General features: G+C 47.1%; 10 protein-coding genes. 6 read left to right on the forward strand and 4 right to left on the reverse strand.

Annotated features, from left to right (window positions below; all coding sequences use genetic code 11):
- Positions 1 to 54: 54 nt before the first annotated feature.
- From ACO08K_RS31250 to ACO08K_RS31260, 3 genes are all read right to left on the reverse strand, one after another.
- A complete protein-coding gene (locus ACO08K_RS31250) occupies positions 55 to 507 on the reverse strand; it encodes a hypothetical protein (protein ID WP_421800433.1) in 453 nt (150 codons plus the stop codon).
- Positions 508 to 518: 11 nt separating this feature from the next.
- Positions 519 to 2,387: a D-alanyl-D-alanine carboxypeptidase family protein gene (locus ACO08K_RS31255; RefSeq protein WP_421800434.1), complete on the reverse strand. Its 1,869-nt coding sequence runs from the start codon at positions 2,385 to 2,387 to the stop codon at positions 519 to 521.
- Between the two features lie 108 nt (positions 2,388 to 2,495).
- Positions 2,496 to 2,966 carry a YciI family protein gene (locus tag ACO08K_RS31260; RefSeq protein WP_421800435.1) on the reverse strand — a complete coding sequence of 157 codons (471 nt, stop codon included), beginning with the start codon at positions 2,964 to 2,966 and terminating at the stop codon, positions 2,496 to 2,498.
- 225 nt (positions 2,967 to 3,191) lie between these two features.
- On the opposite strand from ACO08K_RS31260, the gene ACO08K_RS31265 reads away from it, so the two are divergent.
- The 5 genes from ACO08K_RS31265 to ACO08K_RS31285 all read left to right on the forward strand — a co-directional run bounded on the left by ACO08K_RS31265 (position 3,192) and on the right by ACO08K_RS31285 (position 13,653).
- Complete coding sequence (locus tag ACO08K_RS31265; protein WP_421800436.1) at positions 3,192 to 4,430, forward strand: NupC/NupG family nucleoside CNT transporter; 1,239 nt, start codon at positions 3,192 to 3,194, stop codon at positions 4,428 to 4,430.
- An 86-nt stretch (positions 4,431 to 4,516) separates the two neighbouring features.
- Positions 4,517 to 6,358 (forward strand): 3-keto-disaccharide hydrolase, encoded by a 1,842-nt coding sequence (locus ACO08K_RS31270; RefSeq protein ID WP_421800437.1) that lies wholly within the window; start codon positions 4,517 to 4,519, stop codon positions 6,356 to 6,358.
- A gap of 28 nt (positions 6,359 to 6,386) precedes the next feature.
- Positions 6,387 to 8,444 carry a plastocyanin/azurin family copper-binding protein gene (locus tag ACO08K_RS31275; protein WP_421800438.1) on the forward strand — a complete coding sequence of 686 codons (2,058 nt, stop codon included), beginning with the start codon at positions 6,387 to 6,389 and terminating at the stop codon, positions 8,442 to 8,444.
- A 336-nt stretch (positions 8,445 to 8,780) separates the two neighbouring features.
- Positions 8,781 to 12,029 carry a SusC/RagA family TonB-linked outer membrane protein gene (locus ACO08K_RS31280; RefSeq protein WP_421800439.1) on the forward strand — a complete coding sequence of 1,083 codons (3,249 nt, stop codon included), beginning with the start codon at positions 8,781 to 8,783 and terminating at the stop codon, positions 12,027 to 12,029.
- Positions 12,030 to 12,090: 61 nt separating this feature from the next.
- Positions 12,091 to 13,653, forward strand: a complete 1,563-nt coding sequence (locus ACO08K_RS31285; protein WP_421800440.1) for a SusD/RagB family nutrient-binding outer membrane lipoprotein — start codon at positions 12,091 to 12,093, stop codon at positions 13,651 to 13,653.
- A 78-nt stretch (positions 13,654 to 13,731) separates the two neighbouring features.
- Here the strand turns inward: ACO08K_RS31285 and ACO08K_RS31290 are convergent, their stop codons facing one another.
- On the reverse strand, positions 13,732 to 14,172 hold the full coding sequence (locus tag ACO08K_RS31290; RefSeq protein ID WP_421800441.1) for a gamma-glutamylcyclotransferase family protein: 441 nt from the start codon (positions 14,170 to 14,172) through the stop codon (positions 13,732 to 13,734).
- A gap of 193 nt (positions 14,173 to 14,365) precedes the next feature.
- Here ACO08K_RS31290 and ACO08K_RS31295 point away from each other — a divergent pair, with 193 nt between their 5' ends.
- Positions 14,366 to 14,836 carry a ribonuclease H-like YkuK family protein gene (locus ACO08K_RS31295; RefSeq protein WP_421800442.1) on the forward strand — a complete coding sequence of 157 codons (471 nt, stop codon included), beginning with the start codon at positions 14,366 to 14,368 and terminating at the stop codon, positions 14,834 to 14,836.
- The last annotated feature ends 166 nt before the right edge of the window (positions 14,837 to 15,002 follow it).

The raw sequence follows: 15,002 nt of genomic DNA on the forward strand, positions 1-15,002 counted from the left end.
ATCCGCTACTTTTTACATTGCCCCGATTTTGTCATGCACACTTATTAATTATCCCTACTCACAGGTAACTTTTTTAAAGGTGACCACCCTGTTTTCTCCTCTGTTTGCATACAATAGTCCATTGTCGGCAACAGTCCAGGTTTCCAAACGAGGGGCTTGAACGCCGCTTTCATTTTCTACCTCCACTTCCACACGGATGGTTCCATCTTTTTCAAAAACTCCACTGAAAGAAAAAATCCAGCTTACTTCTTCTGATTCGGAATGCCCATCGCCCGATCCATTGGAGATTCGGCCAGCAGCTACAGTGAATGTGAGGTATTCATAACCTGGTGAATTGAAGTTTTTAAAACAGTAGATCCCATCTTTTAGCTGTCTGGATTGGGGCTTGGCTTGTTCCTTACGATCAGGAGATGTAGAATCGGTAGCAATCGTAGTTTCCTGTTGCTGTTTTGGCGGATTGTTGCACGAAAACAGGCAGTAGGCAAGCAGAGCTAAACATTGAACCATTCGCATCGCGGTCAGTTTTTTCTCAATCGGACCTTTTCCTTGGTCACACTATCGATAATTCTGAAATTACCTTTCCCAAATCCGTTTTCGTCTCCGGTTACCCAAATTTCAGTTGATTTGACCCTTGGGTCGATTTGACCTTCCTCTTCTCCAAACGTTACACCAGGGTCGAATCGGTTGATAAAGTAGGTGTAGAAGCCCTCCTTGGCCAGATTAGGCCGGTAATCCCAGTGATGGCCTTCACCTCCACTTCCATCGGTACCCACAAACCAGGGGTAAGTTTGAACCAGGCTATACTTCCAGGCATTGTGTCTCAACCATTCATATACTTTCGCGTTGCTTTTATTGTTTAAATCTACCGATCTGCCGGCTTGATGTTCTGATCTACCAGCTACAGCTGCATTATCCGGCTGATCTCTTCTCAATTGTTCTTGCTTTTTAAAATCGCGGAACCCACTATTGATGGTTAAAGGGATCTTTTCTGCTCGCACATCGCGGAGCATTTGCTCGATTTTTTCACCAAGTCCATCATTCATCGCGATTTGTTTTCCATTCGCTTCAATTCCGCCTATCACGTCGAGTATGGCCGTCTGCCCGATGTAATTTCCCCTCAGCCACATGGCATTTGGGCCCTTAAAGTCGGCCCAACCTTTCACCAAATTTGCTGAATCGATCCAGACGTTTTCAGCGATTTTGGAAATCGTGATCTCTTGGGGCTGTTCGTCTTTGACCCAAAAAAATCCTGCAAATATTTCCTTAATTTCCACCTTCGCACCTTGGCGAATTCCCTGCATTGTTGCTTTATAAATCGGCAGGGGAGCACTGCGGACATTGGCGTCATTTGCGGTGATTTCGTGAAAGCCATTTTGATCGGGCTGAGCCGAAAGATTGCCCAGGGTCGTCCAGCCTAGTGGCACGCCATCCACACTATGGATTTCAGCTACTTTTGCTTTTCCTTTTCCTCCAAAATGCTCCGCTTTGTTTACAATCTTCACTTTGGTGTGCTGAACAAAGGTTTCTTTTTGCACTGCGAAATAAAGTCCCGCACGTTCCAAAGCAAGCGCCGACTGGCCGCCTACCGTTTGATGATTGGCTTCTATCGAATCATAAGGGGCCATCCGAAATGCAAAACTTTCAATGTCCATTTTGCCAACCAAAGCAGTGGTCTGTATCCAGCCATATTCTTCATGGGTAGTCGCATCAACAGCGAAACCATAGGTTCTCCTTTGAATAAAACTGTCAATTTTTACCACATCAATGTAAACCTTTAAGCCGATTGGCAACTGCGTTCTTCCAGGCACCAGAGTTGGTTCATCCCGAAAATTTGCAGATGGTTTGATGATTTTGAACAAGCCCTTGGCATCTGCTTTTGCGGAAACATTGGATCGGGTAGTCCAGGTCGTTTTTCCGATCAATTTTTTATCCTGTTCAGCAATGACCCCAACAATTTTAACCTGGGCAACCGCTACCAAAGGCCTCCCTTTTTGGAAATGCTGATCTTCCGCTAGAATTTTCAAAGTGGCACCTTTGGGCAAAATGGTCGGAAGCAAGGCAAAGTTTTTACCTAGAACACTCGGCAAGGGTACAAATATATTGTCCTGAGTATCGGTAGAAGGCAAACTGCGCAGCAGTTGAGCAGGCTCATCAAGGGTGTAAATTTTGCCTAAATGCGAGATGTGCGGGTTTTTCTCCTGGATCAAATCCAGCAGAATCTGCTTTTGCTCAGCATTCTTGCTTTTTCGGAATTCGTTGAGCAATTCTCGGGTAGATAAGGTAGCTAGTTCAGAAAGCGTTGCGGATTTTCCCGAGGACAGGGTGATGCTTTCGTCTTCTAATGAGCGGTCTTCGCTGAAGATACTGGTGAAAAGGGAGGTGTCCATGTTTCTTGGGTTTAATTATTAAGCATGTCAAATATAATAAAACCCTCTGGAAACAGGACATTTCGGCATTCATAACTTTTAGAGCAGGTCTAAAAGTGCCAAATTCCTTTACCACAACTTGCTCCCCACTGGTCCCCACCACGGCAACACCTCCACCGTAAACCTACCCGCCCGTACTGCCGGATCCTGCCAGATCAGATGCTCGGCTTCCTCTTGTGAAGCTGCCGACAAAATGAGCATTTCGCGCATATCGCCCTCACCTTCCATCAGACCAGCCATGCAAAGTTTTTTGTTGTCCCCCAACCATTTGAGGTGATCCTGGTGGAATCGGCTCAGGGTTTCCGTTTCTTTTTGGCTCAAATTGCGGACGGGTCCCCTCCGCAACAAACAAAGGAAATATTTCTTCAGCAGGTAAATGGTGTCGCCCATTTCCATCTGCATGAATTGAACTTGAGTGGTGGTTTTAGGAGTGAGAGCCGGAGCAGACGGGGCTGGAACCGGGGACCGGGGCATCAATTGAGCCGTAACTGAGGTATAAATGCCCAAAAACAACAAGAACAGTAACAGTCGTGATCGCATGAGTGTACATTTGAAAGCTACTTATAAACTCTTTCCAGTAGTTTTTTTCTCCCTTGGCTTTCATTCCATCATTTAACGCTGATTTAACGATTCATATTTTAAAAGCATTCATCCGGGCAAAGCCGGAATAGGTATGAATTTAATGGTCAAAAACCAAAAAATCTCGGGCAGTATCCAAATCACCAGAACAATCTATTACCTTTCTGCTCTAACTAAAATATGTTTATGGAGCGGTTTATAGGACTGATTGGAATAGTTCTGATTCTGGGAATTGCGTTTTTGCTTTCCAACAATCGGAAAGCGATCAATTATCGTACAGTTGGCGTAGGATTGTTGTTGCAGTTTGGTTTGGCCTTGTTTATTCTAAAAACCAGTGTGGGTAAAAGTGCGTTTGCCTGGTTGGGGGCCAAAATCCAGCGTTTGTTGGAAATGGCCGACAAAGGCGCCGATTTTGTATTTGGCCCCTTGGTCAATAAAGGTTTATTGGATGAAGTGTTGGGGCCAGCAAACAGTTTTATCTTTTTCTTCAAAGTGATTCCCACCATCATTTTTGTTGCCGTTCTGGTGAACATCATGTACCACATCGGCCTCATGCAACGGGTGGTATCGGTTATGGCCGTGGGTATGAAATGGCTACTCGGTGTGAGTGGTGCCGAAGCCATCTCCAACGTAGCCAGTACCTTTGTCGGTCAGGTGGAGGCCCAAATCATGATCAAACCTTATCTAAAAACCATGACTAACTCCGAGCTGATGTCTTCCATGACGGGCAGTTTTGCCTGTATTGCCGGGGGAGTGATGGCTACTTATATCGCTTTGGGGGTGCCGCCTGAGTACCTGCTTGCCGCCAGCATCATGGCTGCGCCGGGGGCTTTGGTGATTTCAAAAATAGTATACCCGGAAACCGAAGAACCGGAGACGCAGGGTACCGTTAAGTTAAAAGTTGAAAAAGCTTATGTCAACCTCGTCGATGCCATTGCAGGAGGTGCAGGGGACGGCTTACGCGTAGGCCTCAACGTGATCGCCATGTTGATTGGTTTCATCGCTTTGATTGCTTTACTCGATTTATTTTTGGGTAAATTTGGCATGATGGTCGGCTTACCAGAGTTGAGTTTCAATTTTATCATGGGTAAAATTTTCTTCGTTTTCGCCTGGGCGATGGGGGTCCCGGTTAAAGACTTGACCGCCGCTGGCTCCTTGATGGGCACCAAATTAGTGGTCAACGAATTTGTAGCCTACCTCGATTTGATTAAAATAAAACATTACCTTGAACCTAAAACCATCGCCATCACCAGTTTTGCATTGTGTGGTTTTGCCAATTTTAGTTCCATTGCCATTCAGGTGGGGGGTATTGGGCAATTGGCACCGGAGCGAAGGGCTGATCTGGCGAAGCTGGGCTTCAAAGCGCTCATTTGTGGCACTTTGGCCAGTTACATGTCGGCGACGATTGCAGGCTTGTTGTTTTAAAGGTACAATACTATTTCGCCACAAAGGCGCTAAGACACCAAGCAGACAGGGCCTTAGCGCCTTTGTGATATATAAACATTAGATCAATGACTATTTACAAACCAAAACATTGCGGAATTGCCCTGCAATTTCTCTTTTTACTCTTGGGGCTGAGTATTCATGCTCAAAATGCCTTTTACGAATTGAGCAATCTGCCTCTCAATGACCTCTCCGGTTTTCGATCTCCCGCCGCCTGCTGGCAAATTGTGGGTGAAACCAGTGGGAGTACCGAGAATAAATTGCTGAGTTCCAAACCGGGAAGCGGAGTCCTCTTCGACAACTTCAGCGACAAGTTTCGCTACAAACCCGAAGCAGACCTGTACAGCCAACTGGAACACGGTGACATGTACCTCGAACTCGAGTTCATGCTGCCGCAGGGTTCCAACTCCGGCATCTATCTACAAAGCCGGTACGAAATCCAACTTTTTGATTCCTGGGGAGTCGCCCGGCCCAAATACCAGGACGCGGGGGCCATTTATCCGCGTTGGATCGAAGCGACTCAGACCAACTACGAAGGTCACGCGCCGCGAGTCAATGCCGCACTGGCACCAGGGCTTTGGCAAAAATTACAAGTCCATTTTCAAGCGCCGCAGTTTGATGCCCAGGGGCGCAAAGTCAAGCCAGCCGTATTCAGCAAAATTATCCTCAATGGCGTCACCATCCATGAGAACGTAATTTTGCTGGGTGTAACCAGAGGTGCCACTTCGACCGAAGAAGTAGCCAAGGCTCCATTCCGCATCCAGGGCGACCACGGCCCCGTCGCTTTCCGAAACATCAAGTACGCCTTATTGAACGAATTTGAAGCACCGATCAGGGAGCTGACTTACAAATATTACGAAGGCCAATTTGAAAACTTTGATGCCCTGGCTACCGCCAAAGTGACCCGCGAAGGCAAAGCTGCAGCCATCGATTACACTCTGGCCGACAACGTCAACAAAATGGCCCTGGTTTTTAACGGCAAAATTGACATCAAGGAGGCCGGTAACTACCAGTGGATTTTGCAGCGTTACGGCTCTGGCAAATTGAGTGTAGACGGCAAAGAAGTACTGCCTAGTGACTGGAAATGGGTCGGTGATCCATCTATTGCAACGACCAATTTGAGCGCCGGAGAGCACAGTTTTCAGGTGAGTTATTTGAAAAATTTCAGTTGGTGGCCAACTGCTGCCGGATTGAGTTTGCAAAAAACCAACGGCAAACCTATTGCGCTCCATACCCGCAACTCCTTGCCCGATCCACCACCTGCGCCACTGATAGAGGTAGAACCCAACCAGGAGCCCAGCCTGTTGCGTTGTTTTTTCCAACATTTTAAAAAGAAAAAAACCCAAGTCATCCTGGTCGGTGATCCCAAAGGCACCCACTATGCCTACGATCTTGATCAGGCAGCTTTGTTGCAAGTTTGGCGTGGCGATTTTGCCAATGCCACCGACATGTGGCACGAACGGGGTGAGCCCCAAACCGCTTCAGCTATGGGGGTAGGACAACTATTGCCCGGGCGTTGCCCGCTCGCGTTGGAGGGGTTACCCGATACACTGGATCAAAATGACCTGAAATACCGAGGGTACCAATTATCAACTGATCGTTATCCCACTTTTAATTACCAATACAAGGGCATCTCTTTCAGCGAAAGTTTTAGACCAGCCAATACCCCTGGACTGGAAAGAGTGACTGTGGTAAAAAATCCAACAGGAAAAAAATTCAGTTACCGCCTGGCTCAGGGCAATAGCATCAGCAGCGTAGGTAACGGCTTATACTCCATTGATGGCCAACGCTACTACCTGCGCGTGAATGATCCAGGCAATTACAAGATCATTAGCAACCAGGGCCTGCAAGAATTGATTTTTGAGTCCAATCAAGCAGAGCTTAAAGTAGTTTCCACCTTGATTTTTTAAGAGCTTAAACAAGCTAAAAGTTAAACCAATGCAATCCATCAAAATATTTTTATCCACCCTTTGCCTCTTCAGTGGATTGAGCATTTTTGCTCAATCCGGCAAAGCCCTTACAGAGAAGGATTATTACTTTCTCAAAACCGTAGCCATCCCCGAAGACATTAAACTGGAAGTAGGTGGTTTGGCGCCTATGGCCGACGGTCGCCTGGCAGTTGCTACCCGCCGCGGCCAGATTTGGGTGATTGAAAATCCCTACATGATCAACGGCACCCAGCCCCATTACCAGCTATACGCCGAAGGTTTGCACGAGGTGCTGGGCCTGGCTTACAAAGACGGCTCTTTGTATTGCACCCAGCGCGGCGAGTTGACCAAAATGACCGACACCGATGGCGACGGTCGGGCAGATGTATTTGAGCCCATTTATCGCTTCAACCTCAGTGGCAACTACCACGAGTATGCTTATGGCCCCGTGTTCGACAGCAAGGGCGACATGTACGTTACGCTCAATGTGGCCTGGGTTGGTTACGGCGATGGTTTGGGCAAATGGCACGGCTGGTTGCTCAAAATCAAACCCGATGGAAAAATGGAGCCCATTGCCACGGGTTTGCGTTCGCCTGCTGGTTTCTGGGTCAACGGCAAAGATGAAGTATTTTATGCCGAAAACCAGGGTGACTGGGTAGGTTCAGGCCGGGTAACCCATCTGGAAAAAGGCGACTTTGCGGGCAATGCCGGTGGTTTGAACTGGACCAAAGAGCCCGAATCTCCCCTCCGTTTGACCAAAGCTGATTTGGCCAAAGTTGACGATGGCCGCACCATGTACGAAGCTGCCAAAACAATCAAGGAAATGAAGTTGCCTTGCGTGTGGTTTCCGCATACCCTCATGGGCATTTCGACTTCAGACATCATTGAGGACAATACCAATGGCGCTTTTGGTCCTTTCAGCGGCCAATACTTTGTAGCCGATCAGGGGCATTCCAAAGTGATGCGCATGACCCTCGAACGGGTGAATGGCAAATACCAGGGTGCTTGTTATCCTTTCCGCGAAGGTTGGGCTTCGGGGCTACTGCGCTTGCGCTGGGGTACGGATGCCTCCATGTGGGGCGGTATGACCAGCCGGGGTTGGGCCAGTACAGGTAAGGCGGAATACGCCTTGCAGCGCCTGGTCTGGTCGGGCAAAACACCTTTCGAGATGAAAAACATCAGTGCCCGGCCCGATGGTTTTGAAATAGAATTCACTTTGCCTGTTGATAAAACCCTGGCCAAAACCGCGGCCAACTACGGTTTCACTTCCTTCAATTACGAGTACCACCACCAATACGGCAGCCCCATCATCAACCAGGGCAATTGCCCGCTGCGTGGCCTGATCGTTTCGGAAGATGGTTTAAAAGTAAGGGTGGTGTTGGACAGCATCCGCGAGGGCTATATCCATGAGGTGAAATTGAAAAACTTCAAAGCGGCGGATGGCACTCCCCTACTCCACGATTTTGCTTATTACACCATGAACAACATTCCGGTGGGTGAAAAAGCAAGTCTCAGCGCAGATCAAAAAGTAGTGGCTGCCGTAACACCCGCTCCAATAAACCACGATCACATGGCCATGAAGACTCCTGATGTGCCTGCTGCCAAAGGCAAAAAGGGGAAAAAAGAGCCAAAAGCGACTAGCTCCGCTACCACCCTGAGTAAAAACCTGAATGAGCAACCCGCAAGTTGGGGACAGCCCGATCAGGTCATTTCACTCGGTACCAAACCTGGCCTGAAATTTGACCTGGACCTGTTGACCGTAAAAGCAGGCAGCAAAGTCAAACTGGTGTTCAACAACAACGATGACATGCAGCACAACCTGGTGGTCACCATACCAGGAACGGCCAATAAGGTTGGGGAAAAAGGCATGGGATTAGGCCTCAAGGGACCAGAGCTACATTATGTGCCCAATCTGGCAGAGGTACTTGCCCATACCAAAATTTTGGAACCGGGCACTACGGAGACCATCTATTTCGTGGCACCGAGTAAGCCGGGAGATTACCAGTTTGTATGTACCTATCCTGGGCATTATTTGGTGATGCAGGGAATTTTGAGGGTGTTGCCTTAACATCTGGCTTACAGCAGTCAGCCAACCAATGGGCTGACTGCTGTACTTTGAAAAAAATGTTACTAAAAAGTATCCGCTATAAAAAATATGGGTTAAATATTTAGACCTTCAGCTACGCCGAAAAAATTGAATATTAGTAAAAACCCTTGATTTTCATAGGCCATCCGTGCTTGCCTCCTTTGTCGCCTATTTTACAAAAGCTTCAACTAAATTTAATTTCGTATTTCCATCTAAGTCGCTCACAATCTGGACTTTTGTGCATTCAGTTCACCGACTAAAAGGCTATGCTGGCGACAATCACCATGGCCCAACATCCTAATCTAATTAGTTGAACCTATGAAATTAACTTTACCAAAGCAAGGCTTGCTCATGGCTTTGCGCAGCTTTTGTCTGCTAGTTGGCTTCCTGCTTACGCTACAAGCCAATGCCCAGCGTACACTCACCGGAACCCTGACCGACCAAAAATCAGGTGAAGCCCTGATCGGCGCTTCCGTATCTGTGAAAAACACCGTCAAAGGAACTGTAACCGACATTGATGGAAAGTTCAGCCTGGTACTGGCTGATGACGAAAAAATGATCGTCATTTCCTACACCGGCTATGCAACCAAAGAAGTAGACGTTAGCTCAATCAGCAATTTAGAACTCGCTCTAGAAGCCGATGTGATTGGTTTATCGGAAATTACAGTAACTGGTTTGGGTCAAACCAAAGAACGTCGTTTTTTGACTTCCTCTCAGCAATCTGTAAAAGGAGCTGAACTCATCAAAGCCCGTGAACCCAACAATGTGGCGGGTTTGGTGGGTAAAGTTGCAGGTCTGACTGTAGGTTTGAACAGTGAAATGTTGCGCCGCCCCAATGTAGTATTGCGGGGTAGTGGTGACCTTTTATACGTAGTAGATGGGGTTCCAATCAACTCTGACACCTGGAACATCAACACCGATGATATCGACAACTTTACAGTACTAAAAGGAGCAACTGCTTCTGCCATCTACGGTTTCCGTGGCCGCAACGGTGCGATCCTGATCACCACCAAACGTGGATCTAAAAATCCTCGTGGCTTCGCGGTAGAATTCAACTCTACGACCCAGTTGGAGAATGGTTTCAACTCTCTGCCAAAAACGCAAGACTTGTATGGCCCTGGCGACCACGGTATCTACGAATTTGTGGACGGTAGAGGTGGTGGTAAAAACGACAACGACTACGACGTATGGGGACCACCACTCGATGGTCGTTTGTTGCCTCAATACGACAGCCCAATTGATCCTGTAACTGGCAAACGTATTCCTACGCCCTGGATTCCTCGTGGCAAGGACAACCTGACACGCTTCCTGCGCCCTGGTTTATTGTTCAACAACAGCGTAGCTGTTTCCAGCTCAACGGATCGTTCGGATCTGCGTTTCTCTTTGGGCCATACCAACCAAACCGGGATTGTTCCAAATACTAACATCAACATTACCAACTTCAACGCCAACATTGGTTACAACTTTACCAACCGCTTGCGTTTTGAAGCGAACATCAACTTCAACCGTCAATACACCGACAACATCAACGATACCAACTACGGCCCTAACTCCATCATCTACAACATCTCTACCTGGGCGGGTGCCGACTGGGACATTGATGACATGAAGCAGGTATGGCAAGAAGGTAAAGAAGGTATCCAGCAGATTTATGCCGAATACCAGCGTTACAACAACCCTTGGTTGATGTCGAACTACTGGTTGCGTGGCCACAGAAACAACAATGCCTATGGTTACGTGTCTTTGTCTTACAAAATCACTCCTGAACTGAAATTGATTGCACGGAACGGTATCAACAGCTACGACATCATCCGCACGGAAAAGATGCCTTATTCGGCTGGCTCTTACAGCCGCGACGAACGCAGAGGCGATTACCGCGAAGACCGTCGTTCTTTGTTTGAAAACAACACCGATGTACTCCTGGACTTCAGCAAGACAATCAGCAAAATCCGCGTAAATGCATTGGCAGGTGGTACCGTCCGTACTTTCGGCTACGTTTCCAACTATGCCACTACCGATTACCTGATTACTCCTGGGGTATACTCCTTCTCTAACTCTGCTAACCCAGTTCGCGCTTTCAGCTTCAATTCCAACATGTTGGTGATGTCTGGATTTTACTCCACTGACGTTACCCTGAACAAATACCTGACCCTCAGCCACACTGGCCGGGTTGACCGCATCTCTACTTTGCCTGCGGAAAACCAAACTTTCTATTACCCATCTGTAGGTTTGAACTCTATCGTTACCGAGTATGTGAATCTTGGCCCGGTATCGATGTTGAAATTGCGTGCTGCTTATGCTAACGTTAAGGATGGTTTGACTCAAGGTACCATTGGCCCAGCTAGTGGTGGCACATCAGGTTCAAATCCACTGAGTTATGGCGATTCATACTCATCTGTATACAATGGACCAAGCTACTCCAACGCTGAAGTTTACGGTACTAATTTAGGTTACAACAACGTTCCAGCAGCCACTTACACCAATCAATTGGGCAATAGAAACCTAAAGCGTAACTCTCGGAGTGAGTTGGAATTGGGCATTGACTTTGCTTTGTTCAGAAACAAAATCAATGTAGAGGCTACTTATTTTAACATCAAAGAAGGCCCTCTAACATTTGCTCGTCCAATCTCAGAAGCTACTGGTTATACTGCACAGTTGGTTAACGGGATCGTTACCCGCCGTAAAGGGGTAGAGATTATGGTTAGTGCCGACCCATTCAAAAACAGCAATGGTTTGAAATGGATGCCAATGATCAACTTCTCTACTTTGCGCGAGCGTTATGAAGAGTTTTACACGGAAAATGGGGTGAACGTAACCCAGTTGGATCAATTTTCTCGGCAAGTGGGTCGTCGCGTAGATGAATTCTGGTCAAATGGTTACCTCTTTACTCAGGATGGTCAAATCATCAACGACGCCGGTGGTCGCCCAATCCGTTTGAGCACCGTGAACTCTGCTGCTCAAAAGTTCCTGGGCTACCTTGATCCAAACTTCGTATGGAGTTTCATCAACCGCTTCTCTTACAAGAATTGGACCTTGCAGATTCAGTTTGACGGTCGTCAGGGTGGGGTAATTGCCAACTACCTGCAGCGTCAATTGTTCCGTGGTGGTCGTCACATCGAAACGACTCAGGGTGCCATGGGTGTGGCTCGTTTGGAAGATACCAAGGGCAACAAGACCTGGTTGGGCGAAGGTGTTCAGGTGGCTAGCGGTACCATTAAAACGGACATCAATGGCAACATCATCAACTACAATGAGTTGACCTTCAAACCCAATGAAACCAAAACTTTCTTGCAGGATTACATCAGCCGTTACTATCAAGAGAACGAACTCAACCTGATGAGCCGCTCTTTCGCCAACCTGCGTGAAGTAACCCTGACGTACAATGTTCCAATTAAATCAGGAAGCTTCTTCAACCAGATGACTGTTTCGCTGGTAGCTCGTAACCTGCTGTACTTCGCCGAGAAGAACGACCTCGACTTGAACCGTTACATCGGTCGTCAGGGCTCTTCTGACTTCGATACCCCTACAACCAAGCGTTACGGGGTAAACCTCAACTTTACGTTCTAATTTTTCTCTGGGTAGAGAGGCGGTACATCGCCTCTCTACAACCCACCAAAAAATAAAAGCAATGAAATTCAATAAAATTTTCGCCATAGCAGCGCTTGCCATTACAATGGTATTCAGCAGCTGCAATTTTGAAAATCTGGACGTCGATCCAAACCGCGCTACTGGTTCACCTGCCAACTTGATCCTCAATGGCGTGTTGAACAACATGTGGGAAAACGCCTGGACTTTGGAACAGCGCTACAACCAATACTGGTGCATCAACTACAATTACTACGGAACCAATGAGTATTGGTCTGGCCCTGCTTCTACGGACTACACTCGTTTGAAGAACGTGATCAAAATGGAAGAAGAAGCCCTGAAAGCTGGTGCACCTGCGGTTAATCCCTACTCCGCTTTGGGCAAATTTTTCCGTGCTTACCATTTCGTAAACATGACCCAAAAGCTGGGTGATCTACCTTTGAGCGAAGCCCTGCAAGGTTTGGACATCCAGGCGCCTAAGTACAATACACAGAAAGAAATTTATGTACAAGTATTGAACTGGTTGGACGAAGCCAACAACGATTTGGCTGCTTTGATTGCCAAAGGTGGTCAAAAAGCTGAAGGTGACTGGTTCTACAATGGTGACCTGAGCAAATGGCAAAAACTGGTCAATAGTTACAAACTACGTGTATTGGTAAGTTTGAGCAAAAAAGAAACTGATGCTGATTTGAAGCTGAAGACTCGTTTTGCTGAAGTGTTGGGCAATCCTACGAAATTTCCAATTTTTACCGGAAATTCTGACAACCTGGTATTTATTCCAAGTGGGTCTATTCCCAACTTCTATTACCGCAAGAACCCGAACAACTATGGTTTTGACGCATTGCGTGAAAACACCTCCAAATTGTACATCGACCTGCTGAAAGAATTCCAGGATCCTCGTTTGTTCCTCGTTGCGGAACCTGCTGAAGCTAAAGTAAAGGCTGGAGTAAGCCCTACTTCTTTTGACGCATTTGAAGGTGCCAGCACTGGTGAGAACTTGGACGATATGTCGACTAAAGCTCAAAAAGGTGAATATTCACTGATCAGCCGCAAACGCTATTACGTTACTTACACTGGCGAGCCAGTCACTCAGGTAGGTTATCAGGAAATGTGTTTCAACATCGCGGAAGGTTTAAACCGCGGTTGGGCCACTGGCGTTGCGGAAGACTGGTACAAAAAGGGCATCCAGGCATCCATGGATTTCTATGGTTTGAAAGCTGGTGCCAACAATGTCGACTTCCAAAAGTCAGGTGCGAAGTTGGGTGAATTCAACACTTACACGATTAATGTTGATTTCGCTGCCTACCTGGCTCAAGCCAAGGTAAAATACGTAGGCAACAATGCCGATGGTTTGGCTCAAATCTTGAAGCAGAAGTATTTGGCCATGGCTCAAAATTCCGGTATGGAAGCTTATTACAACTGGCGTCGTACGGGTATCCCCGCTTTCTTGACTGGGGTAGGGATTGGCAACCAGGGTAAAATCCCTCTCCGCTTCAAATATCCAAACGCGGAGTATGTCACCAATAAAGCCAACGTCGAGGCAGCTGTTGCTCGTCAAAGCTTTACCAACGACGACCTCTTTGGCAAAATGTGGATCATCCAATAAGCCTAAATAAAATCCCTAAAACCTGATCATACCATTGAATATACCAACGCCGTGGGCCTTTTGCCTACGGCGTTTTTTTTATCCAGTCCGAATAAACTCCAAATGCGCAGGCTGCTGCCGATAATAATCCAGATATCGGCCGGATTCGATGCGAACCAATTGGTCGGTGGAAAAATTATAGTGATAAAACCAGGTATCGATGGTCTGCCCGGAGTCTTCCAGTACTGCAGGTACCAGCTTGCGTACGTACTCTCCCGCCTCGGGAAACTGTGGGTCGATGCCTTCGTATTCGTCCAGATACGGCATCAAAAAATCAGGGTCTTCCAACGAAAATACCTGCCCATAAACCTTCCTTGGATGCCCCGGAATCCATTGTGCACCGGGGTAACGACCCAGGTCGTACAACTCGCCCGGAATGTACGCGGCCCCCAACCAGGTACTGTTGCGTTGCAACAAACCCGCCATTCTGGATTCTACCCCGATCATCAAGGTGCCATAGACAAAAAGCTGCGCTTCCATTGATTTTTTGATTGAAAAAGCAAAATAAAGAAAAAAGATCAAAAGACGGGAACCAATTGCTCTAAAATCCTGCTTTAGCTGTAACCTTTAGTAGAATAGATTTGTTAATTCTGCGTAAAGCGAGAATTAAATTTTGGCACAAATCTATTTGTCCCACAATGATTTACTAAATTACCCAATAAAACAACAAACCATGAGTTGGCGTAGATTAGATGGTCAACGAATCGAACTTCCCATCAAGGATGCCGTTGAAAAAACGATCATCCGGGAAAAAGAAATGGGCCACAAACTGAAAGTGTGCATCGGTTCCGATTCGCAAGTACGCGGCGGTTCGGTGGAGTATGCAACGGTCATCGTTTTCCTGCGGGAAAAAAAAGGCGGTTTCATGTTCATCCAAAACAGCCGCGAAAACCGTAAAATGAGCTTACGCGAGCGGATGATTTTTGAAGTTTCCAAATCGATTGAAGTGGCTTACGGGCTCTGCGACTTGTTGGATAAGTACGACGTAGCGCTGGAAGTACACGCGGACATCAACACTGATCCGCTCTTCGAATCCAATACTGCCTTAAAAGAGGCAATGGGCTACATTCTGTCGATGGGCTTTGTGTTCAAAGCCAAACCTGACGCTTTCGCAAGTTCGAGTTGCGCAGATAAAGTAGCTTAAAAGTTGAGGAGGTTGAGGGGTTGAGAAGGTTTAGGCTACCGCGAGCGACTTAGACAAAGTCCTGTCAAAATCGCTCGCGGTAGCCTAAACCTTCTCAACTTTCTCAACCTCCTCAACTTTTTTGCTTGCTGGCGTAACCTTTTCTACCTAAAATCCGTACAAAGCT

The sequence above is a fragment of the Haliscomenobacter sp. genome (assembly GCF_965225875.1).
In the GTDB taxonomy this organism is placed as follows: Bacteria; Bacteroidota; Bacteroidia; order Chitinophagales; family Saprospiraceae; genus Haliscomenobacter.

Coding starts and splice junctions, on each gene's coding strand:
- ACO08K_RS31250 (WP_421800433.1), bottom strand. CDS start 507: ATGGTTCAATGTTTAGCTCTGCTTGCCTACTGCCTGTTTTCGTGCAAC.
- ACO08K_RS31255 (WP_421800434.1), bottom strand. CDS start 2,387: ATGGACACCTCCCTTTTCACCAGTATCTTCAGCGAAGACCGCTCATTA.
- ACO08K_RS31260 (WP_421800435.1), bottom strand. CDS start 2,966: ATGCGATCACGACTGTTACTGTTCTTGTTGTTTTTGGGCATTTATACC.
- ACO08K_RS31265 (WP_421800436.1), top strand. CDS start 3,192: ATGGAGCGGTTTATAGGACTGATTGGAATAGTTCTGATTCTGGGAATT.
- ACO08K_RS31270 (WP_421800437.1), top strand. CDS start 4,517: ATGACTATTTACAAACCAAAACATTGCGGAATTGCCCTGCAATTTCTC.
- ACO08K_RS31275 (WP_421800438.1), top strand. CDS start 6,387: ATGCAATCCATCAAAATATTTTTATCCACCCTTTGCCTCTTCAGTGGA.
- ACO08K_RS31280 (WP_421800439.1), top strand. CDS start 8,781: ATGAAATTAACTTTACCAAAGCAAGGCTTGCTCATGGCTTTGCGCAGC.
- ACO08K_RS31285 (WP_421800440.1), top strand. CDS start 12,091: ATGAAATTCAATAAAATTTTCGCCATAGCAGCGCTTGCCATTACAATG.
- ACO08K_RS31290 (WP_421800441.1), bottom strand. CDS start 14,172: ATGGAAGCGCAGCTTTTTGTCTATGGCACCTTGATGATCGGGGTAGAA.
- ACO08K_RS31295 (WP_421800442.1), top strand. CDS start 14,366: ATGAGTTGGCGTAGATTAGATGGTCAACGAATCGAACTTCCCATCAAG.